Raw genomic sequence first — 23,187 nt, forward strand, 5'->3', positions numbered from 1 at the left:
CCTGCGTTGGCCTGCTTGCCCTTACGCCCCGGCGCTGGCAATGGCTCAGCCCGCCGAGCCGAATTTCGCCGCGCGCACTGCGGCGTTGATGGAGCGCCATCGCGTGAATGTGGATGAATTGCTGGGCAATGCGCGGCAGGAGGGAATGGCGCTGCTGGTGATTCCAACCCTGAACCTGGATGCGGGGCCCCAGTGCGATTTCAATGACGACGCGACGCGCGACCGTTTGTGCGTCAGTGCAGCACGTTCGTGTACCGGAACCACAAGACGGAACAGGGCTACGCGATCAGCGCCGGCGCGGGAGACCACAAGTTGGACCCGACGGACCCCGGGCCGCAGTTCCAGACCGTGCGCGGCAAGCTGCGGTATCAGGTGATTCCGGTGTGGTCGGGCGAATACCGGCTCAACCGCATCACCTATCATCAGCCCCGTACCGAACTGCCCGAAACGGTGCCGCCCCAGAGCGCCATGGAGAGGCTGAAGAAGATCGGCCTCGCGACGCTGGATTACGCGGTGGATCGCGAGTTCAAGATGACCACGCCAAGACCGCCATCCGGGAACGAGGACGAAGACGGCCTGGGCAAGGGCTGCGAGGTGATGTTGCGGGTCGGCGGTGGTTGCGACGAAGCGGCGCGCGAGGTGCGCTGGCGGATCAACGGCCGAAATTGTAGTCTGGCACCGAGGGCATGCCGATGATCTACGCCCCATAAGCCAAGGGTTGGACGGGAAGGACGGCCATGGTCACCGCCAGCATCAACGGTGCGTTCCAGGCGGCAATGTTCATCGTCAGCAAAGCATGCGCCGGATAGCCGATCACGGCGGACATCAGGTAATGCAGCGTGCCATCAGCAGCGCAATGTCGACTGCGATGGACTTTGATACCTACTTGCTGGGTCGTCGATGAGCGACCGCGACAGCGACGGGGCCGTCTGGCAGCCGATACTTCCCATCGCGCAACCATGTTACGGGCTCGCCCGATGGTAATGAACAGATGTATTGCGGCTCTGGTGGGGCCGCATCGCTGCGTTTGATGACCAGGCACGTTGTACGAGGCAGGTCGATCGATCTGGCAGCTTGACGATGACGTCCGCTAGTCGAGTGCTTGAGGCCATAGAGTCTCCCCCCAAGATCGGCGCGCCTGCGTCGGGATTTGAATTGCCTGCAGACGCGTTCTCCCGTGGCGTGTTCATCTTTAGCACCGGCATTTGGAGGAGGAGCATCCGTCGTACAGGGTATGGCTCCGGCGATGAATCGGGCGCACGCGCGCGCAGGCCGCAGGGAGAGAGACAAGGAAAAAAGCGCCCAGGGAGGGGGCAGTGCCGGCATCCTCCCAACGCGGACGGTCGGCCGGATAGCGTGAAATATATTGAGATTTATTTGCCATAGTGTGTCAATTGTTCCGGTTGGCGCGCCTATCGCTTGCGCGCTTGCCGCGAAGCCGCCTGTCGCCAGGACCTCGTCGGGCGGACGCCCGAAAACACCGTCTTCCTAGGGTTTACCCCGCGCGCAAGCAAGGCTTTGGCGTGGAAACATCGCGGCGGCGCTGCGCGAGGCTTGCGGATCTCCACCAGACGCTACATCGTGTAGCGCAGCGTCAGGATAGCGCTGTGCGGCGCGCCATAGAGGTTGTAGAAAATGTCGTAGCCCGGCGTGCGCAGGTACTCCCGGTCGAAAAGGTTGCTGATCGAAAGCGCGGCGTCCCATTGCTTGTTGATCTGGTAGCCCAGGCGCGCGGAGACAACCGCGTAGCCGCCCTGGCGCATGGATGAGGTGTAGACATCGCTTTGCGCCTGCAAGCCCATGCCGACGCGCCAGCCGTTCAGCGCGCCGTTGAAATCGCGGGGTTGGAACCGGTATTGCGTCCAGAGTTTGAAAAGGTGCTTGGGCAGAACATCGGCAGCGAAGCGCTGGCCCACGTTGTCGGCGTCGGCGTCACGCAGGAATTTTGCGTTGGTGAAGGTATAGCCGGCGGCTATGTCCCAGCCCGGCAAGGGGCTGCCGCTGATTTCCGCTTCCCAACCCTGGCTTTGCACCAGGCCGGCCGCGCGCGAGCACGAACCGGTGGGCGTGCCGCCGCAACCGATGTGGTCCGGATCGGTAATGGCGCGGTTCTGGTCGCGAATCCGGAACATCGCCAGCGATGCATTCAAGCGGCCATCGAAGAACTCGCCCTTGACGCCGGCTTCGGTTTGCCAACCCTTGCGCGGCTTGAGCGTTTGCCCCGTGTAGTCCTGCTCGCTTTGGGGCACGAAGATGTCCGTATAACTGGCGTAGACCGAGACCTGTTGATTCAGGTCCAGCACAATGCCGCCGAACGGCGTGAATTCGTCCTTCGTATTGGCCGCGCTGTATTCCCAGTCTCCGGTCTGTGGCGACACCGGGCGGCTTTTCTGGCGGTAGTCCGTCCAGCGGCCCCCCAGGATCAGGCTCAGCGGCTCGGCCAGCTTGAATCGCCCCGAGGCGTAGATGCCAGATTGCGTGGTGATGGTGTTGTTGCGATTGATTACCGGCAGCGCGTATTCCTGATCGAAGTCGTGATCGGTCAGCGGTGCGACGTTCTCGATGTAGCTGAAGCGGCTTCCGGTCGTTTCGTCAGAGCGCGCGTAGTTGTAGCCCAGCGTGAGCGTGTGCTCCTGTCCAAACAGGGAGACGGGCCCCGACACGTGGACGTCGCCCTGATCCCACTTGAAGTCGTTCGCGATGCGTCCGACCGACATGCCGGCGGCCAGGCCGGTGTCGATATCGATACGGCTGCCGGTAAACGCCGAATAGCCGCGATAGCGCGTGTCGCGATGCAGATAGGCCGCCTTGAATTCCCAGCCATTGCTCCATCGATGTGTCAGGTCGGTCCCGACGTCATAGGTCGACATGTCCGACATTTTCGACGGGCCGACATACGCGTCGCGATCTGGCACGCTGCCATCCGAGTAAAGGGGCAGGCCGTTGAAGTTGCGGAAGCGGCGATCGTTGTAGGTAGCGGTCACGCCGATCGTTGTGCGCGGCGCGAGGTCGTATTCCAGCACACCGTAAAAGGTGCGCGGTTCCGAACGTCCCCAGTCATAGAATTTGTTTTCGTCCTTGTAGGCGCCGACGAGGCGGCCGCGCAGCGTGCCCGATTCATTGAGCGGACCCCCGCCGTCGGCCTCCAGACGGTACTGGTCCCAGGAGCCGCCGGAGACGGAGGCGGAAAAATGGCTCTCGGCGCGCGGACGCTTGCGCACGTAGTTGATGGCTCCGCCAGGTTCTCCCGTCCCGGTCAGCAGGCCGGTGGGGCCTCGCAGGATCTCGATGCGGTCGTAGATGGCGAGATCCATGTTGGTGCTGGCTGCCTGCTGAGGCAGACCGTCGTATTGCGCGCTGGTGCCGAACCCGCGCGCATTGAATTTCTCGGTGTCTTCATAGTCGGAGGCCGTCAGGCCCGTTACATAGCCCATGGCGTCGGCGATCGTGGTCAGGCCCTGGTCGTCCATTTGCTGCCGGGTCATCACCGACACCGACTGAGGTATTTCACGCAGGGTCTGGGCGCCCTTGGTGATCGTGACCGCGCGCGCGGCATAGGAGCCCGTTTCTTCGGTGGTGGCGTTGCGCCACGCGTCGCCGTCCACGCGCACGGATTCCAGCGTAACGGCGCTGGCGCGCGGTTCGGGCTCGATGACGTAGCCGGCGGGGGTCTGCCTGGCGCTGTAGCCGGTGCCGCGCAGCAGGATGTCGAAGCCGCCGGCAACGGTGTGGCTGCCCTGCAGCCCCTGGGTCGTCAGGCCTTGCAGATTGCGCGTGTCGACCACGATGTCCGCGCCGGACAACTGCGCATAACGGTTCAGCGCCGGGGCCAGCGGACCGGCCGGGATGTCGTATTGGGTGACGGCCATGCCTGTTGCGGCCTGGGCCCGCGCAGCATGCGGATGCAGGGCGACGAGCGCCAGGGCGACGGCCAGCGGCAGGTGGCGGAGCAGGTAGGGCTGGCGGGAAGAAACGGGGTGCGCGGTGATGCGGGGCAGGGCCATATCGGGAATTCCTGTTCGTGATGTCTTTTGGTTTGACGAACGAGAATTCGGAAGTGGAACCTGCTGTCCAAAAAAATTCGCGTGCCTGAGGGGCCGGAACCGCCCGGTTCAGTCTCCCGGCGCCACGTCCACGCGCAGGAAATAGGGAGTGAAGCTGCGCACGCGCAGCGTCGGCAAATTGGCTGTCAGCAGCTGCATGGCGCGATCTGTGTCATCGAGAGGCAGCACCGCCGAAATGCGGATGCTGGCTAGCGCCTGGGCGTCGTACTGAATCAGGCCGCTGCGATGGCGCGCCAGGGTGTCGAGCACCTCGGCGAGCGGACGATCGTGTATGAACAGCCGGTGCTGCTTCCAGCCATCTTCGATCTGGCCGGTGTCGATCTCCGTTACTGGATCCAGGCCGTTTGGACGGATCCGCACGGCCTGGCCGGCTTCAACCACGGTGGCGTCGCGCGATCCGCCGCGGCGTTGCGCGTCGGTCTGGACCGATACGCGCGATTCCAGCACGCTCAATCGCGTTGCGCCGTCCTCGCGGCTGACGACGAACTTCGTGCCCAGGGCGCGCATGGTTCCGTCCCGGGTTTCGACCAGGAAGGGGCGCGTGGCATCTTTGGCGACCTCGACCAGAATCTCGCCCTGGATCAGTTCCAAAGCCCGGAGCCGGGAGTCGTAGCGGAGATTGACGGCAGTGCCGCTGTTGATGCTGATGCGAGTGCCATCGTCCAAAACCTGCGTCCTCCATTGGCCGCTGGTAGCTCGCAGGTCGGCCATCAGCCAGGAGGGGGGATAGGCTTGCAACGTCAGCCATGCGGGCGCGGCCAGGACGCAGCCCAGCAGGGCGGCGGCGGCGTATTTCTTGATGCGGCTGCGCTTGCCGCGCGCATTGAGCGCGGCGGCCAGGGCGGCGCTGCCCGGTTCACCCACGCCGCCGACGCGGATCGCGTCTACTTGGTCCAACAGGCCCTCCATGCGTTCCGCGGCCGTGGCATGGAGCGGGTCTGCCGCCTTCCAGGCTTCAAAGGCCTGCCTGGCCGCGCGCCGTTGCGCGGCGTCGTCGCAGGAAAGCTGGACGATCCATTGCGCGGCCTGTGCGGCAACCGAGGCAGGCGAGGGCGCAGCCACGGTTCAGGCAAGCCGTTGATGGCAATGCAACAGCACCTGGACCAGGTACTTCTGCACCATCTTGGTCGAGACCTTCAGTTGCCCGGCGACGTAGGCGTGCGTGTGGCCTTCAAGGTAGTGCAGCAGGAAGGCTGCGCGGGCCTTGGCGGATACGCCTTCCAGCGCTTGGCAGATCTGTTCCAACGCCTGCATGGCGATAAGCAATTGCTCGGGCGAGGGATGCTGAGCCAGTTCCGGAGCCAGCCGTTCGAGCTCGGCCAGGTAAGTTCGTTCGAGCAGCTCGCGGCGCGCCCGGTCGATGAGCAGGCGTTTGGCGGTGGTGGTCAGGTAGGCACGCGGCTCTTGCAGCCCCAGCGGCTGGCCCAGCAGTGCGTCGCGCGAGGCCAGCAAGCGCTCAAACGTGTCGTGAGCGAGATCTGCCGCGTGATGGGTGCAACCCATGCGTCTGCGTAGCCAGCTAAAAAGCCAGGAATGATGATCGCGGTACAGCAAATGAAATTGCTGCTGTACGCCCGAATCAGTGCCCACCACGCTTCCTCGTGCCTTTATGTAAATGAGAATGGTTTTCAACTTTAATACAAAAGCACGGCATCACGCAAGGGCGTAGGGAATGCGGGCGCGGCGAACGCGCGCTCCGTTGGGCGACAGCGCGCCGGCGAGAGGGCCGGACGCGCCGTCCGATGCGGCCTACCAGCGATAGCTGACCGTGCCGTACACCTGACGTTCCTGGCCCAGTAGCACGCGGTGGTGCTGCCGCAGCTGGCTACGTAGCGGCGGTCTTCCCCGCCTCTGCAAGCAATTTCCGCTTTCGACCCGCAGTGGCCACTCGTAGTCTGTCCGCGAACGACTGCTCCGCAGCGGTTGCTGCCGGTGGATTTGCAAGGTTGTGGGGTCGGACTTCGCCATGTTGCGGTCATTCCGACATATGCATCCGGCGAAATCATCTTGAGTAGGCGTGGGCTCAGCATCCTATTGATGCGTGACGGCTGAACGCCCACCATGTTCCCAGAAAATGCCATTGCACAGCGGGCCGTGATGCCGGACTAACGTTCATCTTTTTAAGTCGTGGCGTCATCGATCTCAAGTGCACATCTCTGCCGTTGCCACCGTCCAACCGAGACCTGGCACCTAACCCCAAGGCATGGCCGGTTCGTTCCGCGTCCAGCTTCAGCAGCCGGGCCGCCGCCGCGGTGGCGCCGAACAGCCTATGGGTGGCGGTGTAGGCCCAGCCACGGACCACGGGCGAGACCCGCGTCGCCACGCCCAGCCGGCAGGCCAGGTCCAGGCCGCCGTCACGGCCACGGCCAGGTCCTCGCCGTTGACGCCGCCGATGCGGTCCGCCATCGCCAGCGCGGCCGGCACCACCGATACGCCCGCATGCAGGACCGCGAGGTCGTGCGTGTCGTCGAAGTATGGCGCCGACCGCCGCGGCGCAGCCGGGCGCGGTGGCGCCGGCGATCGCCACGCCGACCGTGTCGAGCAGGTTCCTGCGGGTCGCTTCGACGGCGGATGCCGGCAGGTCCTGGAACGCCAGGCCGGCGACGTGCCGGGCGATGATCTGCGATGAGTCCAGTGGGGCTACCACCAGCTAGTTGTTGCGGTCATAAAGCACCAGACGTCCGGGATCCCGCAACAGCGCCAAACATACCAGGTATACGCATAATGTGTATTATGTAAAGTGATAGATAGGCGTAGTGATCCCCCCGCTACGCCTGCTGACAATGGGCGGTATCCCGACACGCTACGAAAGAACGACGTCCGTTAGCGTTGCCGCGCTGGTATCCCTGATCAGCGACACAAATTCAACCAGGTAAGGCTTGGTGCTCTCGGACGCACGCATGGCGGCCCAGACTTCGGCCGTCAGGCCGGCATCCGTGATCGGCCTGGCGCTGACGTACTGCCGCTGCAAATAGCTTTGGATCGCCCACCGAGGCAAGACGGCAATCCCCCTGCTTGTCGCGACGAGCATCAGGATGGCGACGGTCAGCTCGGTGGTCCGGCGTTTGGGATTGATCCCTGCCGGCGCCAGGAGTTGGCGAATGATATCCAGCGACTCATCCGGGACCGGATAGGTGATGAGTGTCTCGCCAGCGAAGTCTTCCGCCTGCAGGATCTTCTTCTGCGCAAGCGGGTGATCATTGGCCACCACGGCCATCAGGCGATACTTGAACAGGTGGTGGAAATCGACGCCATTCTCGGGTTCCTGGCACGATACAAGGGCTACGTCCGCCCTTTCCTTATGCAGCAAGGCCACGGGGTCGGCTTGATAGCCCGATACGAGGTCAACCTCCACCTCTGGCCAGCGGGCGCGAAAGGCGTCGACCGCTGGCATCAGCCAGTCGAAACAGGTGTGGCATTCGAGCGCGATGCGCAGCGTACCTTTTGCGCCCTTTGCCAGCCGCGTCAAGTCCCGCGTGGTCTGGTGCAGGAGCGGCACGACCGCATCGGCAGTTTCCAGTAGCCGCCTGCCCGCCGGCGTGAAAACCACGGGTGTGGATTTGCGCACGAACAGCGGCAATCCGTAGAAGTCTTCAAGCGCCTTGATGTGGTGCGAGAGCGCTCCTTGCGTCAAGCGTAGCCAGCTCGCCGCCTTGGAGACACTGCCGCTATCCCGCAATGCAATCAGGGTTTGAAGATGACGGACGTCGATCGGTATTCTTTCCATTAATTTTATTGAGGTTAGTTCTCTAGATTATTCGTTTGAATAATAAATCTGAAGCGATCACACTGCCAACCGCATACTCACGGCCCAGCAGCCGCGAGCAGACCTTGACCAGTTGCAGTGAGGAATTCAAGTCGATGAGCGGCTACACCATGCACCGCCAGGTGTTCATCCTGGCGACGGCGCAAGCCCTGTTTCAAACCGCTTCCGTCTTGGTGATGACCGTAGGCGGATTGGCTGGCGGCCTTGTAGCGAGCCGTCCAGAATTGGCTACGACCCCGATCGCTGCCATGTTCCTCGGGACAGCGCTAAGCACATTTCCAGCATCCTCCTGGATGGCGAAAATTGGCCGCCGGGCAGGCTTTCTCGCCGGATCCTCTCTTGGAGTCCTGGGCGGGCTGATCGCCGCCCTGGGCGTCTGGCTGGCATCGTTGCCCATACTATGCGCAGGCACTTTCCTCGTGGGCGCGTACCAGGCATTTGCCCAGTTCTACCGGTTCGCGGCCAGCGAGGTCGCGGACGAGAGATTCCGCTCACGCGCTATCTCGGTAGTCCTGGCTGGCGGGATAGTCGCCGCCTTGCTCGGGCCCTCCTTGGCCCGATATGGCGGTCCGCTCCTGCAACCGGTCTACACCGGTTCGTTCCTCATCTTGGCCGTAGTCTCCCTGGTGGCGACCTGCGCACTGACGGGGTTGCGCATGCCTGACTCTCAGATCGACCATGCGGATACGGCCACGGGGCGGAGCTGGTTCGCCATTGTGAGCCAGCCCGCCTACCTGGTTGCGCTGTTCGGCGCGGTCACCGGGTACGGGACCATGATCCTGGCGATGACGGCGACCCCGCTCGCCATGCTCCATCATCGCCACGAACTGTCGGCGGCGTCCACCGTGATCCAGTTGCATGTCCTGGGTATGTTCCTTCCTTCATTCTTCACGGGAGCGTTGATAGCCCGTTTCGGCGTAACCCGGATCATGTTCGTCGGCGTTGCGCTATTGGCAAGCCACGTTTTCATGACCTGGACGGGCACCTCTTTCCATTCGTTTGCAGCGGCCCTGGTGTTGCTGGGTGTGGGTTGGAATTTTCTATACATCGGCGGGACCACGCTCCTGACGACGACGTACACGCCGGCGGAGAAGAGTCGGGCCCAGGCCACCAATGACATGACCATTTTTGCGGTTGGCCTTGCATGTTCGTTTGGCGCTGCAGGATTACTGGAGAAATTTGGCTGGCAGACACTCAATGGGCTGTTGTTGCCGTGGCTGGCCGCGGCTGCCGTTGTGTTGACATGGCATGGCATCAGCAGCGCGCGCAGAACACCCGCCAAACACGTACTACATTTGGGTCGACAATGAAGAGGAATGCAGCGTGAGCAACAAGAATCACTGGAACGATGTCTACCGCACCAAATCCGAGGATGCGGTGAGTTGGTACGCCGCTCATCTCGATACGTCTTTGCGCATGATCCAGCACGTGGCCCCGATGCCCGAGGCCGCAATCATCGATGTCGGCGGCGGCGAAGCCACACTGGCAGATGATTTGCTGGCTCTCGGCTACCGGGATCTGACCGTGCTGGATATTTCGGAAACGGCCATTCAGGCGATGCGGGAACGACTGGGGACGAAGTCCGCGAGTGTGGAATGGCTGGTCACTGACGTGACTACCGCTACCCTGCCCTCCGCTCGCTACGACGTTTGGCATGATCGCGCTGTTTTCCATTTCCTGACGGATCCAGCCGACCGCCAAGCGTACATTGCGCAGGCGACGCAGTCGGTGAAAGCGGATGGTTTCCTCATTGTTGCAACGTTCGGACCCGATGGCCCGCTCAAGTGCAGCGGATTGGATACCGTCCGCTACGATGCCGCGGCGCTTCAGGCGGAGTTTGGAGCTGGCTTCGCGCTTATGGACAGCACGGTAGAATCTCACCAGACGCCCTTCGGTACCAGCCAGCAGTTCGTTTATTGTCTGTTTAATCGGAAGTAAATGGGCGTACGCTTGTCCTCCAAGCCATTCCCGCCGTCTACACGTCCACATGTCGATCCGCTCAGCATCCCCCGCGCTGGCCGCGGCGCTCCTGTTCGGCGCGAGCACGCCATTCGCCAAAACCTTGGTCGAAGGCGTCGCACCGTTGCTGCTGGCTGGACTTCTCTATCTGGGCAGCGGGCTGGGTCTCGGCATCCTGCTGGCGCTACGTCACATCGGCCGTGGCCACAGCCCGGGGGATGCGCCTGGCTTGCGCATTCCGCGCGCAGACCTGCCCTGGCTGGCGGGTGCGATTGCGACAGGCGGCGTGCTCGGCCCGGCGCTGCTGATGCTCGGGCTGACCCAGACGAGCGGCGCCTCGGCCTCGCTTTTGCTGAATATCGAAGGGGTGCTCACGGCCATTATCGCGTGGTGCGTGTTCAAGGAAAACGCCGACCGCCAGATCGTGCTCGGCATGGTCGCGATCGTGCTCGGCGGCGTACTGCTGTCTTGGGAGCCGGGCGGCACGGCGCCGTCACCCGGGGCGCTGCTCATAGTTGGGGCCTGTCTCTGCTGGGCCATAGACAACAACCTGACGCGTCGGGTCGCCACCAATGACGCCATGCTGATCGCCGGTCTGAAAGGCTTGTCTGCCGGAGCGGTCAGTACGATCCTGGCGCTGCTTGGTGGCGCCGAACTTCCGCCGGTTACCATGCTGGGGGCCAGTCTTGTCGTGGGATTTCTGGGGTACGGCCTGAGCCTGACGCTATTCGTCCTGGCGCTAAGAACGCTGGGAACCGCCAGGACTGGGGCCTACTTTTCAGTGGCGCCGCTAGTCGGGGTGATCATTTCCTTCATCTTGTGGCCCGAGAATCCGGGCCTTCTATTCTGGCCGGCGGCCGCCCTGATGGCGCTGGGCGTGTGGTTGCACCTGCGCGAACGGCATGCGCACGAACATACCCACGAAGCCATGGAACATAGCCACCGTCACGTGCACGACGAGCACCACCAGCACGCGCATCCCTTTGCCTGGGATGGCGCGGAGCCGCATACGCATCCGCACCGCCATGAAGCGCTGACGCACACGCATCCCCACTATCCGGATATTCATCACCGGCATCGTCATGGGCCAGGGCATGGAGTCCGCGCGCGGAAGGCATAGGTTTTCGCTACCGCCCTCCTCGCCTGCGTGCCTTGGCGTCCAAGGCGGATCCCGTCTTGGATTCAGCGCGGCCCCAACACCTCGGCCAATTGCGCACCCTGGGGCATGCCTCTGAATTTCTTGACCGAGCCGTCGCTCTCCCGCACCACGATGCCGGGCGTGCCTCGGAACCCGCTCGACAGCATCAGCATGTGGTTGTCTTCGAGGGCCTGGAGTACAGCGTCGGGAATGCTGTCGGCAGGCTTGATGCCGCCCTGATCAAACTTGTGTTCGTTTTCGATCAGTGCGGCCGTTGGGTCGGGAGCGCCAAGGATAGCCGCGGCCTTTGCCGGACTGTCTGCCCGGATCACGCCCACGAGCAGATGGCGAAGCTGCACCTTTCCGGCGTCCACCCAGGGGCGCGCTGCTTCCCAGAACTGGTGGCAGTAGGGACAGTTTGCATCGGAGAAAGTGTAGATAATGCGGGGCGCGTCGGGTTTGCCGTCCTGTACCCAGGTCGCGGATTCCAATTGACTCCACGTCTTTTCGCCCATCGGCTTTTCAACCAGGTCCCGCAGCTTCATCCGGTCGATGGGCTTGCCATTGGCGTCCAGGCGCGTGCCCACGATGGCGTTGCCATCGCTGGTGAGGTAGACGGCGATGGGGCGGTCTTCTGCCGTGCCGGCGAAAGCGCGCAGGCCGCCTTCCACATCGAACTCTCCCACGATGGTGAGGCCTTGCGCTTCCAGTGCCTGGATGGCCGGCGGTCGAGCTCCGGTCTGGGCCTGGCTGTAGCCGGCTGCCAGCACGAGCGGGATGGCTGCGATGGATGAAATACGCATACGCAATGCAAACATGGTCATTCCTTACTTGGGTAAATCTTGGATGCCGTCTCGGGGCATATCGAAACGCCGCGACATCTTGTCCTTGAGGGCTGCCATGGTGATCTCGCCCAGATGCGTATCCACCAGGCGTCCCTGCGCGTCATAGAACAAGGTCGTGGGCAGGCCGCGCGAATTCACCGCCCGCATGGACGCGGACGCAGGGTCGAGCAAGACGTTGCGCAATGCCAGGCCTTCGCTCTGGATGAAGTCATGCGCCTGTTGCGCGCCCTCCCCCTGATTGACCAGGACGATGCTGACGCCCGGGAACTCGGACTGCGCCTGTTCCAGGGCGGGCATCTCACGGCGGCAAGGCGGGCACCAGCTCGCCCAGAGGTTGACGACTAGCGGTTTGCCCTCGTATGACCTCAGCGCGATGGGGTTCCCATCCAGCGTTTGCAACTGCAAGTCCGGCAGACGCGGCGGCTCGAGCAGCAGCGGCAGCAGCGCGCCGCCTGCGAACCAGGCCACGACCCCGGCCAATATGCCCGCGTATATGGGACGGCGCGGCGCCGGCATGGTACGGGTCCGCCACCAGACGAAGGCCAGCGTGGCTGGCACCCCAACCCACCAGTAGTATCCGCCATCGCCGATTGCGATCAGCGCCATGGGAGCCGCGAAGTAGTCTTCCCACCAGAAGGCGATGTATCCCAGGCGCGCCGCCACAATGCCCCAAAACACGCCGTCGAGCAGCACGGCGCCGGCAAGCCGATGAGAAGCGTCCGGCAGGCGTTTGGCCAGCGCGCGGGTCACCAGCCAGGAAAACAGTACAGCCGCGAAGACGCCCATGCTTTGAATGGAGAAGGGACCGATGCCTATCATGGCGTTCCCGCCTTGTTCAGTCGCCCCAGGAAATCAGCGGCGCTGACCTCGCCCACCACGCGGAGGTCTCGGCGCTCCGTGCCGTCGGGTCCCACCAGGATGAGCGTGGGCGGCCCCATGACGCCCCAACGTTTGAGCAGGGCCTGATCCGTTGCGTCGTTGCGTGTCACGTCCGGCCGCAGCACCTGCATGCGCGCCAGCCGCTGCGCCACAGCGGGGTCGCCGAACACATTGCGTTCGATCACGTGGCAACTGATGCACCAGTCGGCGTAGAAGTCGATCAAGGTCCATTGGCCGCGCGCGGCCGCGTCCGCCAGGCGCCTGTCCACGTCCTCGACCGACTTGGCCTCGACGTAGGCTGGCTTGTTGGCGATGGCTGGCACGGCGGCCGACGAGGCGGCGCGCAGGTGCGCCAGCGGCTGTGACAGTGAATCACCGCCCGACGCGGCGCCCACCAGCATGAGAATGGACCACAGGCCTGCGATGGCTCCCAGTGTGCGCAAGGCCCACATCAGGCGCAGCTTTTGCGCGACCGCTTGCGCCCAGGCCAGCAGGCCGATGGCGATGGACAGTATCCAGGCCCCCCAGAGCACCAGGCTCAGGGTGGCCGGCAGGAAGCGGTCGAGCATCATCACCGCCATCCCGACCATCACGTAGCCGAACGCTATGCGCACGCGATCCATCCACGCTCCCGGCTTGGGCAGTACGCGGGCGCCGAATATGGCGATCACCAGCAGCGGCAGGCCCATGCCCAGGCCCAGGGCAAACAATGCCAGGCCGCCATACAGCGCGCTGCCGGTCTGGCTGATGTAGAGCAGCGCTCCCGCCAAGGGCGCGGTCATGCATGGCCCGACCAGCAATGCCGACAAGAAGCCCAGCGCCGCAGCGCCGACCGCGCTGCCGCCCGCGCGCCCCTGGTTGGCGGACCCGACCCGGTTCAACAAGGCGGACGGCAGGCGCAGTTCGAACATTCCGAACAAGGAACTGGCGAGAATCAGGAACAAGGCCGCGAACGCTCCCAGCAGCCAGGGGGATTGCAGGGTCGCCTGGAGATTCGCGCCTGCCAAGCCGGCTGCCACGCCCACGGCGGCATAGGTGGCGGCCATTGCCAGCACATAGGACAGGGACGTGACGAAAGCGCGCCGCGGACTGGCCTGAGCGCCCACGACCATGCTGGAGATGATGGGGATCATCGGCAAGGTGCAAGGCGTGAAAGCCAGGAGCAGGCCGAAGCCGAAGAACAGCAATGTGCCTGCGATCGGCCCCAGCGTCGCCAGGCGTTGGGCAGCAGCCTGGTCCTCGGCGACGTTGGCTGCGCCGCCGGCGCCCACCTCCGGCTGATTGGTGGTGGCAGGAGGCTCGGCAGCGCTACCTGCCCCCGCCGCCATCGCGGGCAAGTTCAATGCCATGGTCTGCGGGGGGTAGCAGATGCCCCCTTCCGCACAGCCTTGCCAGTGCAGTGTCAACGGACCTGTGACGGAGGCGGGAAAACGCAGTCGCAGCGCATCTCCAAGATAGATTTCCGTATCGCCAAAGAACTCGTCATTCTTGGGCGTACCAGGGGGAAGATCCAGGCGGACTTCCTCGCCCTTCCCCGAAACCAGCTTCAATGAGTGGCGATAGACATAGTAGTTCTCGGCAATGTGCCCTTGCGCCGCCAGTTCCGTCCCCTGCTGCTGAACCTGCGCCAGGTTGAATACATCGACAGGATCCAGAAATTCAGCCTCCTCCTGCCAGGAAAACAGGCCTGCACTCCCCCATGCACTGCCGATGGCGAAAAAAAACAGAAAGACAACGGCCAGTACTCGTCGATATACAAACAACCTCATTCCTCCGGGGCAATAGTCGGCCTTCCCCAACCGCCCTCATGTTGAGGCGCAGGGGAGCTTATCCAGCCATGATGGAGGAGATCGATTAACCGAAACTAAAGAAGGGAAAGCAAGCGCGGAATGGTCGGCAATCAGGGACGCCGGCCATTCTGGTCTGAAAAGTTCTGGCCTAACATATAGGCTCTTGGTTGCAGCAGATTGGGATTCAAATGCGGGTATTGCTGGTAGAAGACGACGAACTGATCGGCAAAGGAATCGTGGCTGGCTTACGCGCGCACGGCATCACGGTGCACCACGTTTGCACGGCCGTTGACGCTGAAACCGCCCAAACGGAAAACTCCTTCAGTGCCTTGGTGCTCGACCTGGGGCTTCCAGACCGTGACGGAATGGAATTGCTTTCCGCCGTGCGAGCCATTGAACCCTGTTTGCCCGTGCTGATACTGTCCGCCCGGGATGCCATGGACCACAGGCTCGCGGGCCTGCACCAGGGCGCGGACGACTACATGACCAAGCCGTTTGATCTGCGCGAACTGGCAGCGCGATTGCATGCGCTGGTGAGGCGCACACAGGGGCGCGCAGCCCAGACCATTACGGCGGGACCTTTGCGCCTGGAGCCCGAAAGCGGCCTTGCCTGGCTGGAAGGCCAAGCCATCTCGCTATCGCGTCGCGAGGTGGATCTGCTGGCGCACCTGGCCACGGCTAATGCGAGATGGATTCCTCCTGATGTGCTCAACGAACGCCTGTACGGGTTGGGCGAGGAAGTGAGCAGCAACGCACTCAACGTCCATATTCACAACCTGCGCCGCAAGCTTGGAGCTGAAGTGATTGAGACCTCGCGTGGTTTGGGATACCGGCTGGGCTGGAGGCTCAGCGCATGAGTTTGCGTCTTCGTGCCGTCCTGATCGCAGGGATTGCTCTCATGGTCTTGTGGGCGGCGGCGGCTGCCTGGATGATGCTGGGCGTGCGCGCCGACCTGGCCCGCACACTTGATGGCCGCCTGGCCATGTCGGCTCGCATGGTCTCGGGCTTGCTTGCCGGGTCTGTCATAGATCCCAACGCCAAGACTATGGATTTCACGCAAGCCATCCGCGTCAACGGCAGCGAAGGAATCGCTTGCGAGATTCGCGCGCTGCGCGGCGAGGTCCTGGCGCGCACCAGCGGCAGTCCGGCCTCGGATTTCGACAGCCTGCCTGCCGGTTACAGCACGCGCATGGTCGCCGGACACGAGTGGCGGATTTATGTGCTTCGCGATGACAGTTATCAAATAACGACAGCGGATCGCGTCGAGCAAAGGAACACGCTGATCAATGAACTGCTGTTTGCGGCTGGCGTGCCCTTCCTGATCGCGCTTCTTGGCGGGCTGGCTGCCCTGTGGATCGGTATCGGGCAAGGCCTTGCGCCGCTGCAAGCCTTGCGCATGCAGTTGCGGGCCAAGCAAACGGACGATACCACCCCTATCGCTGTCGCAAAGCCGCCCACCGAGCTTCGTCCTGTGCTGGATGCCATGAACGGATTGTTGGGACGCTTATCCCTGGCACTCTCCGGTCAGCGAGCGTTTACCGACGCGGCGGCGCACGAGTTGCGGACCCCGCTGACCGTGATCGATACCCACCTGCAAGTGGCCAGATTGACCGAAGGCGTAGAGGCCGAATCGTCACTCTGCAGCGCCGAGGAAGGCGTGAGACGCCTGCGGGGCACGCTCGAACAGATGATGGTTCTGGCGCGTGCCGAAGCATCGACCAATCTGGAGGACCGGAGTACGTCCATCCGGGAAGTCATCGCCAGCGTCATCGATGCGGCAACTGCCGAAGCACAGCTGCGCCTGGCGGTATCCGTCCACGGCACCGATGCTTGCTGCTCCATTCCACGAGAGATGCTGGAGGCCGCCATCCGCAACCTGGTGGACAACGCAGTCCGCTACTCCCCCGAAGACATGCCTGTCGAAGTCCTGGCGCGCTTCGATTCTGCAACCCGACAATGCCGCATCGTCGTGGCGGACCGGGGACCGGGGCTCAGCGAGGATCAGGCAGCCAAGATTGGCCAACGCTTCTGGCGCGGGGACCAAGGCCGAAGCCGCAACGACGGCGCGGGCCTTGGCATCTCGATCGTGCATGCCATTGCCAAGCGGTTCGGGGGAGCATTGCATCTCAAGCCCCGGGAAGGTGGCGGTTTGGTCGCGGAACTTGTGTTTCCGTGCTGTCCGTAATTGGAGCGTGTTATGAACTTTGGAGCGACCGTGACCGAACCGACCGCCATTGAAGTTTCAGCCGAAGCCGCATCTCATAAGGGCGAATTTTTCCTGATCGACGCCAGCTTCTTGGGAAACGGCAGGATTCCCGGCATCGAAATCGCCAACGAAGAGAAGCTGATCGATCCGGGGATGAATGTCGTCTCGCGTCCTAATGGAATGCCAGATCAGTATCCGGAGCGTCCCCGCCTGGTTCATGTGCCGGAGAAAGGCGGAATGCCACGCGATCTGGAGGTGCTTGCTGGCATATGGATTGTGTCGGAGCCATTGAAGCAACTGTTTGAGCAGTTGGACGCCGAGGCGTTTGCATTTGTGGCGTGCGACTTCAGCCTGGCTGACGGCAGCCCCGCCCCTCAGTACTACCTAGGCAATGTGCTGCGCAGACTCGACGCCCTGGATGAAGCCTCTTCCCGCGTGAGGATCAAGTTCGACCGCAACTATCAGACCGGCGAGGACGAGAAACTTTACAGCCTCGTCGGCGGAGCCAGCCTGGTGTTCAAACAGGATGTGGTGGGAGATGCCCATATCTTCCGCCAGGATCGCATGGGAGCGCCTCCCATCTGCGACCGCGCGATGTTTGATGCATTGAGTGCGGCCAACTTCTCCGGCGTACGGCTGCGCGATGTAGCCGATATCTAGAGGCACGTTTAGTTAGGCCCGCGGCGGGCCTGCATGCATAAATAGTTCAATAATTGTTGTATCATTGATCAATGAATGAAGATCAAGCCGTTACTGCCCTGAATGCCCTGGCCCATGCCCAACGCCTGCGCGTGTTTCGTGCGCTTGTCGTCGCGGGGCCCGACGGCCTTACACCCAGTGTCATGGCGGAGGGGCTTGGCGTTGCCCGCAACGCGTTGTCTTTCCACTTGAAGGAGCTTGCGCACGCAGCCCTGGTCAGCGTCGAGCAGCAAGGCCGGAATCTGATCTACCGCGCGGATTTCTCCCAGATGAATGGCTTGCTCGGATACCTTACCGAGCATTGCTGCGCGGGCGCGGCTGGTGAGGGAGCCGAGACCGGCGCCAGCGCGGCATGCAGCCCGCCATCCCGCCTCCTCCAGCGGCATTGATACATGCTCGACGCTCCCGTACGCGTCGTTGGCTCCCTGGGCACGGCTCAGACGCTCGCCTGGGCGTCTTCCTATTACCTGCCGGCGATGCTGGCGGATCCGATGGCCCGCGACCTGGGGGTGTCGGCGCCGGCGGTGTATGCGGCGTTTTCCGCTGCGATGGTGGCTTCGGCCGTGGTCGGTCCCTGGGCGGGACTAGCGATCGACCGCCATGGCGGGCGCGTCGTATTGGCCGGCACGAGCCTGCTGTTTGCGCTGGGGCTGGGCTTGCTGGGCGCCGCCCAGGGCCTCTGGACGATGGTCGCCGCCTGGCTGGTTATCGGCGCGGCGATGGGGGCCGGACTCTACGAGGCAGCCTTCTCCAGCCTGGTGCGGCTGTATGGCCATCACGCCCGCGGCGCCATTACGGGGATCACGCTGATTGCCGGTTTTGCGAGCACGGTGGGATGGCCGCTTTCGGCCTGGATGGAAACCCAATTCGGTTGGCGCGGCGCGTGCCTGGGGTGGGCAGGATTGCACCTGCTGGTCGGCCTGCCGTTGAACGCATGGTTTCCGAAAGCGCCGGGCGCGGGACGAACGCAAGAGCCTGCGGACAATGCGCAGGATGTCCCCTCCTCTGCCCCCCAGCCGCGGCAGCAGAGGTATGCCACTGCCCTCCTCGCCTTCGTGTTTGCGGCGACCTGGTTCATCAGCACCGCGATGGCCACGCATTTGCCGCGCATGCTGGAAGCCACGGGCGCCACGCTCGCAGCCGCCGTGGCCGTGGGTGCGCTCATCGGTCCGGCGCAGGTGGCGGGCCGCCTGCTGGAATTCGGTTTCTTGCGGCGGGTTCATCCCTTGTTGTCCGCGCGCCTGGCTGCGCTGGCGCATCCGGCGGGGGTTGCCCTGCTGCTGGGAGGCGGTCCGGTAATGGCGCCGGTGTTCGCCGTCCTGCATGGGGCGGGCAACGGCATCCTGACCATTGCCAAGGGGACCTTGCCGCTGGTGCTGTTCGGCCCCCAGGGCTATGGCGCGCGCCAGGGCTGGCTGATGATGCCGGCGCGGGTGGCGCAGGCGCTAGCGCCATTTCTTTTCGGGGTGGCGCTGGACCGCTGGGGGGTCAACGCGCTGTGGCTGTCCGGGGGCATAGGGCTTGGCGCCTTTGCCGCGCTATTGCTGCTGCGTGCGCGGGCGTCGGCCGATTGAAATCTGAGTGTCGTATGTATAGAGGTGTTGCATGAAGTTGATCCAGAAAACCGTTGAGACCCGCATCGGCGCGGAGGTGGTCCGTGTCTGAAACCCTGGCCGATTTGCCCAACATTGATTCGTCGTTGTTCCATCGACCCGGCGAGGCCGGGCTGTTTCCTGCCGTGCGGGCCGCGCACGCGCCGCGGTTCCTGCTGCTGTACGGTTCGTTGCGCGAACGCTCCTATAGCCGCCTGGTGGCCGAGGAAGCCGCGCGCCTGTTGCAGGCGCTGGGCGGCGAGACCCGGCTGTTCAATCCTTCGGGACTGCCGCTGGTCGATGACGCCAGCGATGACCATCCCAAGGTGCGCGAGCTGCATGAGCTGGTCCAATGGGCCGAAGGCATGGTCTGGAGTTCGCCCGAGCGTCACGGCGCAATGACGGGATTGATGAAGACGCAGATCGACTGGATTCCGCTGTCGGTGGGCGCGGTGCGCCCGACCCAGGGCAAGACGCTGGCGGTGATGCAGGTGTCGGGCGGATCGCAGTCCTTCAATGCCGTGAACCAGATGCGGGTGCTGGGGCGCTGGATGCGCATGTTGACCATTCCCAATCAATCGTCGGTGGCCAAGGCCTACCAGGAATTCGACGAGGCGGGACGCATGAAGCCATCGCCCTACTACGACCGTGTCGTCGACGTCGTCGAGGAACTGATGAAGTTCACCTTGCTTACGCGGGACGCCTCGCCCTACCTGGTGGATCGCTATAGCGAACGCAAGGAGGCGGCCGCCGATCTGTCGCGCCGGATGAAGCAGGCGTCCATCTAGATGGACTCATCGCGGCGCGCGGGCCTGGATTTTCAACTGGGCTTTCCATGCGCGCCTGCGCCACCACAGCCAGATGCCGCTGATGCCCAGCACGCCCAGGCCCAGGCCGAGCAAGGCCACGATGGCTTCGCCGGCCACCCCGCCCAACTCTCCCGTGTGCAGCGGATAAAGCATCGAGTTGATCCGGGCGCCCGGATCCAGCTGATTCCAGCGCTGCGCCGCCAGCACTGTGCCGTCGCGCGGGTCGAGCCAGACGGTGGATCTGCCATTGGGATGCGGATCGTCGGGCACGCGCATGCGTATGGCCAAAGGCCGGTCGCTGCGCGGCGTGTATAGCAAGTAGCCGATCGTGCCGTCCGGAAATTGCGCCTGCGCGGCTGCGGCCAGTTCGTCCAGCGAGCGCGGCGGGATCGGGCCTGCGGGCTGCGCCGGCAGCTTGGGCGCCACGACCGGGGGCTGGCCGCTGGCCAGCGTGATCCAGCCGCCTATCGGACGCCATGCCAGATAGGCGCCGCTGGCCATGCACACCGCCAGCAGCAGCGCGAGGATGGCGCCGCCGTTGCGGTGCACGTCGAACAAGGCGCGCAGCGCGCCCTTGTTGAACACCATGCGCAAGGACGGCGGCCATTTGCGCGGCCACCATGCGATCAGGCCTGACACCGTCAGGACCAGATAGGCCAGCGCGGTCCAGGCCAGCACGGCCTTGCCGGTGCGATCCAGCATCAGGGCGCTGTGCAGCTTGTAGACGATGGCGACCAGGCCCTCGTCTTCTCCCCTTCTGCCCTGCTCCCGGCCGCTGACTGGATCGAGATAGACAGTGCCGTCCCAGGCGTCAGGCGCCCTCACCCTGACCTGCATGGTTTCGCCGGATTCGCGCGGCGGGCGGAAGGTGTAGGAGGCTTGCGGGCCGAACTCGGCGGCCAGGTTGCGGCGCATGGATTCGAACGATGCGGGCTGGCCGCCGCCTGCGTTGCCGGCCCGGAAGAGCTCCGGATGCAGCAGCTTGTCCAGCGGCCGCGCGGCCACGAGGAAGGCGCCGGTCAGTCCGGACAGGATCAGGATCCCGCCCAGGCCCAGCGCCACCCAGCGATGGCAGAGCAGCCAGATGCGCCTGGGCATCAGTAGGCCAGGCGCGCCTGCAGGTAGACCATGCGCGGCGCGCCCACCATGCGGCCGCCGTTGGTGTCGACGTTGCGGGTGTAGTAGCGCCGGTCAAACAGGTTGTTCACGCCCACCGCCAGCTCGCTGCCCTTCCATTGGGGCAATTTGTAGCTGAGCTGCGTGTTCCAGACGCTGAAACCCGGCACGCGGCCGTTGGTCGCGGCGGCGTTCTCCTCTTCGGTGTTGGCGGTGTCCGAGTACTGGCCGCTCTGTGCCGTCGTGTAGAGGTTGAAAGTCCAGTTGTTGCGCATGTAGCGTCCGCCCAGCGTGCCGGTCTGGCGCGAATAGAACGGCACGTCCCGGCCTTCGAATTCGCCGGATTTCTGGATGGCGCGCACGTAGGTGTAGTTGGCGTAGAGATTCAGGCCGGCGAGCGGGCCGGACTTGTCGAAGTCGTAGTCGATGGCGAATTCGACGCCGTTGTGGGTGGTGGCGCCCAGGTTGCGGAACACGGCCGGATTGGTGCCGGGTATCGACAGGATCTGGTTGTCGAACTTCAGGTTGAAGACCGTGAACTCGGTGTGGGTCTGTTCGCCCGAGTAGCGCAGGCCGGCTTCCAGGGTCTTGGCGACTTCCGGGCTGAGCGGATTGGAGGCCGACATCGAGTTCAGCTGCGTGTACTGCACCGCGCCGAACGAGGTGTTGTAGTTGGTATAGAGCGTCAACGCATCGTCGACCAGATAGGCGATGTTCAGCGAAGGCAGGCCGCGGCTGTTGCGCAGGTCGAACGGCGTGTCGTTGGCGGTGCCGCTGGGCTGGCGGTTGGTGCGGATGTGTTCATAGCGCACGCCGGGCGTGACGCGCCATTTGCCGTAGGCGATGCGGTCGTCCAGATAGATGGAGTGCGCTTCGGTCTTGTTGTCGAAGACCTGTGCCGCGCCGATGCGTTGGCCCGTGGCCAGGGATTCCGAATAGCGCCGGTCCTGGCCGGTTTCGTGGATGTAGCGGTAGCCGATGGTCACGTCGTGCGTGGTCGGCCCCCATTCCAGGCGCTGCGTGTAACGCGGCTCTATGCCCAGTACCTGGTTGTTGCGCGGCTGATAATCGTTGCGGCCCGTCGCGGTATTGATGAGCGAACTCTGGCGCGAGCTGTCGTAGTGATAGACCCGGGCCTCGAATTCCTGGGTGTCCGAGATCGAATTGAGGTATCCGATGTCGACCTGATCGCGCTGCCCTTTCCAGTAATCGGTGGGATGGGTGTTCTGGAATGGATCGTCGCGGTACTGCGCCACCGTCAGGCCGCCCGGCGTCATCGATTTGACGTCGTAATGGGCGAACTTGCCGTAGATTTCCGACGTCGGGGTCAGCTCGAAGCGCCATTTCAGCGCCACGTCGTTGTAGCGGTCATGGCTGGCATCGCGCCATTGTTCGCCGTCCATGCCGGAGTACATCAGCGCCACGCCCAGCCCGTTTTCGAACTGCGTGCCCAGGAAGCCGGTGTACTGGGTATTGGTGCCGCCCTGGCTGAAGATGTTGTAGCGGGCGGAGGCCTCGGCGGTGAGTCCGCTGCCAGTCGGAATCGAGCGGGTCTTGAAGTTGATTACGCCGCCCACGTTCTGCGGGCCATAGCGCACCGCCCCGCCGCCCCGCACCACGTCGATGGCTTCGATGTTGCCCAGGCTGGTCGGCGACATCACCAGGTTCGGCTGGCCATAAGGGGCCATGGCCATGGGGATGCCGTCCAGCAGCATGGTGGTGCGGAATGAATTGCGCGGGTTCAGGCCGCGGATGCCGACGTGCAGGCCGACCGAGCTGCCGCTGGCGCTGGTGCTGCCGCTGATCTGCACACCTGGCACGCGCCGCAGCACGTCGGCCACGCTGGTGGCGCCGCTGTTCTGGATCTCGTCGCGCTTGACCAGCGTGCGGGCGCCGCCAAAGGTCTGCACGCTGTTTTCCAGGCCGGTGCCCAGCCAGTCGCCGCTGACCTGGATCGATTCCAGCGTGTTGGCGTTGCCGGCAGGCACGGCCTTGGCCGCAGGGGCTGGCGCGCGCACCACGTATCCCTGGCCGCCCTGCTCCTCCGCGGCGAGGCCGGTGCCGGCCAGCAGCCTGGCCAGCCCCGATTCCACGCCATAGCTGCCGTCCAGGCCCTGCGTCCTCAGTCCGCGCGTGTCCTCGGGCCGGAAGGAAACGGTGATGCCGCCCGCCTTGGCGAAGGCGGAAAGCGCCTGGTCCAGGGGACCTGCCGGAATGCGATAGTCGTGCGTCGCGGCCGGGGCCGAGCTTTGGGCCGCGGCGGGCGGCGCGGCGGCGAAGGCGGCGGCCAGGCTCAGTGTCAATCCGGCCAAGCGCAGGACGCG

At 64.0% G+C, this 23,187-nt stretch carries 21 protein-coding genes; 10 read left to right on the plus strand and 11 right to left on the minus strand.

The window, feature by feature from the left end; genetic code table 11:
• Positions 1 to 249: 249 nt before the first annotated feature.
• Positions 250 to 696, plus strand: a complete 447-nt coding sequence (locus AC1RHV_RS03000; protein WP_254593294.1) for a hypothetical protein — start codon at positions 250 to 252, stop codon at positions 694 to 696.
• Position 697: 1 nt separating this feature from the next.
• Here the strand turns inward: AC1RHV_RS03000 and AC1RHV_RS03005 are convergent, their stop codons facing one another.
• The 6 genes from AC1RHV_RS03005 to AC1RHV_RS03030 all read right to left on the minus strand — a co-directional run bounded on the left by AC1RHV_RS03005 (position 698) and on the right by AC1RHV_RS03030 (position 7,791).
• Complete coding sequence (locus tag AC1RHV_RS03005) at positions 698 to 826, minus strand: hypothetical protein (RefSeq protein ID WP_302476939.1); 129 nt, start codon at positions 824 to 826, stop codon at positions 698 to 700.
• A 748-nt stretch (positions 827 to 1,574) separates the two neighbouring features.
• Complete coding sequence (locus AC1RHV_RS03010; protein WP_492299694.1) at positions 1,575 to 4,004, minus strand: TonB-dependent siderophore receptor; 2,430 nt, start codon at positions 4,002 to 4,004, stop codon at positions 1,575 to 1,577.
• Between the two features lie 108 nt (positions 4,005 to 4,112).
• The gene (locus AC1RHV_RS03015; protein WP_175164028.1) at positions 4,113 to 5,126 is read right to left on the minus strand and encodes a FecR family protein; all 1,014 of its coding nucleotides are present in this window, start codon (positions 5,124 to 5,126) and stop codon (positions 4,113 to 4,115) included.
• 3 nt (positions 5,127 to 5,129) lie between these two features.
• A complete protein-coding gene (locus AC1RHV_RS03020; protein ID WP_166738323.1) occupies positions 5,130 to 5,657 on the minus strand; it encodes a sigma-70 family RNA polymerase sigma factor in 528 nt (175 codons plus the stop codon).
• A gap of 430 nt (positions 5,658 to 6,087) precedes the next feature.
• Positions 6,088 to 6,711 (minus strand): MmgE/PrpD family protein, encoded by a 624-nt coding sequence (locus tag AC1RHV_RS03025; RefSeq protein ID WP_175164030.1) that lies wholly within the window; start codon positions 6,709 to 6,711, stop codon positions 6,088 to 6,090.
• A gap of 156 nt (positions 6,712 to 6,867) precedes the next feature.
• Positions 6,868 to 7,791, minus strand: coding sequence for a LysR family transcriptional regulator (locus tag AC1RHV_RS03030; RefSeq protein WP_175213374.1), 924 nt, complete (start codon positions 7,789 to 7,791; stop codon positions 6,868 to 6,870).
• A 134-nt stretch (positions 7,792 to 7,925) separates the two neighbouring features.
• Here AC1RHV_RS03030 and AC1RHV_RS03035 point away from each other — a divergent pair, with 134 nt between their 5' ends.
• Genes AC1RHV_RS03035 through AC1RHV_RS03045 form a run of 3 tightly spaced genes read left to right on the plus strand, consistent with a single transcriptional unit; the run spans position 7,926 to position 10,909 of the window.
• Complete coding sequence (locus tag AC1RHV_RS03035; RefSeq protein ID WP_492299695.1) at positions 7,926 to 9,140, plus strand: MFS transporter; 1,215 nt, start codon at positions 7,926 to 7,928, stop codon at positions 9,138 to 9,140.
• A 13-nt stretch (positions 9,141 to 9,153) separates the two neighbouring features.
• On the plus strand, positions 9,154 to 9,768 hold the full coding sequence (locus AC1RHV_RS03040) for a class I SAM-dependent methyltransferase (protein WP_175213375.1): 615 nt from the start codon (positions 9,154 to 9,156) through the stop codon (positions 9,766 to 9,768).
• Positions 9,769 to 9,817: 49 nt separating this feature from the next.
• Positions 9,818 to 10,909, plus strand: coding sequence for a DMT family transporter (locus AC1RHV_RS03045; RefSeq protein ID WP_492299696.1), 1,092 nt, complete (start codon positions 9,818 to 9,820; stop codon positions 10,907 to 10,909).
• Between the two features lie 62 nt (positions 10,910 to 10,971).
• Here AC1RHV_RS03045 and dsbG read toward each other — a convergent pair whose 3' ends face one another.
• From dsbG to dsbD, 3 genes are read right to left on the minus strand one after another with little or no spacing between them, the layout of a single operon-like run.
• Entirely contained in the window at positions 10,972 to 11,745 is a 774-nt protein-coding gene (gene dsbG, locus AC1RHV_RS03050; RefSeq protein ID WP_492299697.1) for a thiol:disulfide interchange protein DsbG, read from the minus strand.
• Positions 11,746 to 11,754: 9 nt separating this feature from the next.
• On the minus strand, positions 11,755 to 12,591 hold the full coding sequence (locus AC1RHV_RS03055) for a TlpA disulfide reductase family protein (RefSeq protein ID WP_175180942.1): 837 nt from the start codon (positions 12,589 to 12,591) through the stop codon (positions 11,755 to 11,757).
• The gene (gene dsbD, locus AC1RHV_RS03060; RefSeq protein WP_492299698.1) at positions 12,588 to 14,420 is read right to left on the minus strand and encodes a protein-disulfide reductase DsbD; all 1,833 of its coding nucleotides are present in this window, start codon (positions 14,418 to 14,420) and stop codon (positions 12,588 to 12,590) included. Before dsbD ends, AC1RHV_RS03055 begins: the two co-directional genes overlap by 4 nt.
• Before the next feature lie 209 nt (positions 14,421 to 14,629).
• Between dsbD and AC1RHV_RS03065 the strand changes: the two genes are divergently transcribed.
• The 6 genes from AC1RHV_RS03065 (at position 14,630) to arsH (ending at position 19,726) form a co-directional block, all read left to right on the plus strand.
• Entirely contained in the window at positions 14,630 to 15,298 is a 669-nt protein-coding gene (locus AC1RHV_RS03065) for a response regulator (protein WP_492299699.1), read from the plus strand.
• Complete coding sequence (locus AC1RHV_RS03070; protein ID WP_492299700.1) at positions 15,295 to 16,626, plus strand: ATP-binding protein; 1,332 nt, start codon at positions 15,295 to 15,297, stop codon at positions 16,624 to 16,626. Before AC1RHV_RS03065 ends, AC1RHV_RS03070 begins: the two co-directional genes overlap by 4 nt.
• A 30-nt stretch (positions 16,627 to 16,656) precedes the next feature.
• Complete coding sequence (locus AC1RHV_RS03075) at positions 16,657 to 17,307, plus strand: imm11 family protein (RefSeq protein WP_492299701.1); 651 nt, start codon at positions 16,657 to 16,659, stop codon at positions 17,305 to 17,307.
• A 71-nt stretch (positions 17,308 to 17,378) separates the two neighbouring features.
• A complete protein-coding gene (locus AC1RHV_RS03080; RefSeq protein ID WP_054454415.1) occupies positions 17,379 to 17,735 on the plus strand; it encodes an ArsR/SmtB family transcription factor in 357 nt (118 codons plus the stop codon).
• Between the two features lie 3 nt (positions 17,736 to 17,738).
• The gene (locus AC1RHV_RS03085; RefSeq protein ID WP_492299702.1) at positions 17,739 to 18,920 is read left to right on the plus strand and encodes an MFS transporter; all 1,182 of its coding nucleotides are present in this window, start codon (positions 17,739 to 17,741) and stop codon (positions 18,918 to 18,920) included.
• An 83-nt stretch (positions 18,921 to 19,003) separates the two neighbouring features.
• Positions 19,004 to 19,726: an arsenical resistance protein ArsH gene (gene arsH / locus AC1RHV_RS03090; RefSeq protein ID WP_175164046.1), complete on the plus strand. Its 723-nt coding sequence runs from the start codon at positions 19,004 to 19,006 to the stop codon at positions 19,724 to 19,726.
• Between the two features lie 6 nt (positions 19,727 to 19,732).
• Here the strand turns inward: arsH and AC1RHV_RS03095 are convergent, their stop codons facing one another.
• Both AC1RHV_RS03095 and AC1RHV_RS03100 read right to left on the minus strand, forming a co-directional pair.
• Positions 19,733 to 20,845, minus strand: a complete 1,113-nt coding sequence (locus AC1RHV_RS03095; RefSeq protein ID WP_460359870.1) for a PepSY-associated TM helix domain-containing protein — start codon at positions 20,843 to 20,845, stop codon at positions 19,733 to 19,735.
• Positions 20,845 to 23,175 carry a TonB-dependent siderophore receptor gene (locus AC1RHV_RS03100; protein WP_225588730.1) on the minus strand — a complete coding sequence of 777 codons (2,331 nt, stop codon included), beginning with the start codon at positions 23,173 to 23,175 and terminating at the stop codon, positions 20,845 to 20,847. Before AC1RHV_RS03100 ends, AC1RHV_RS03095 begins: the two co-directional genes overlap by 1 nt.
• Between the last annotated feature and the right edge of the window lie 12 nt (positions 23,176 to 23,187).

The organism is Achromobacter sp. GW823-FHT04E03, assembly GCF_058796095.1.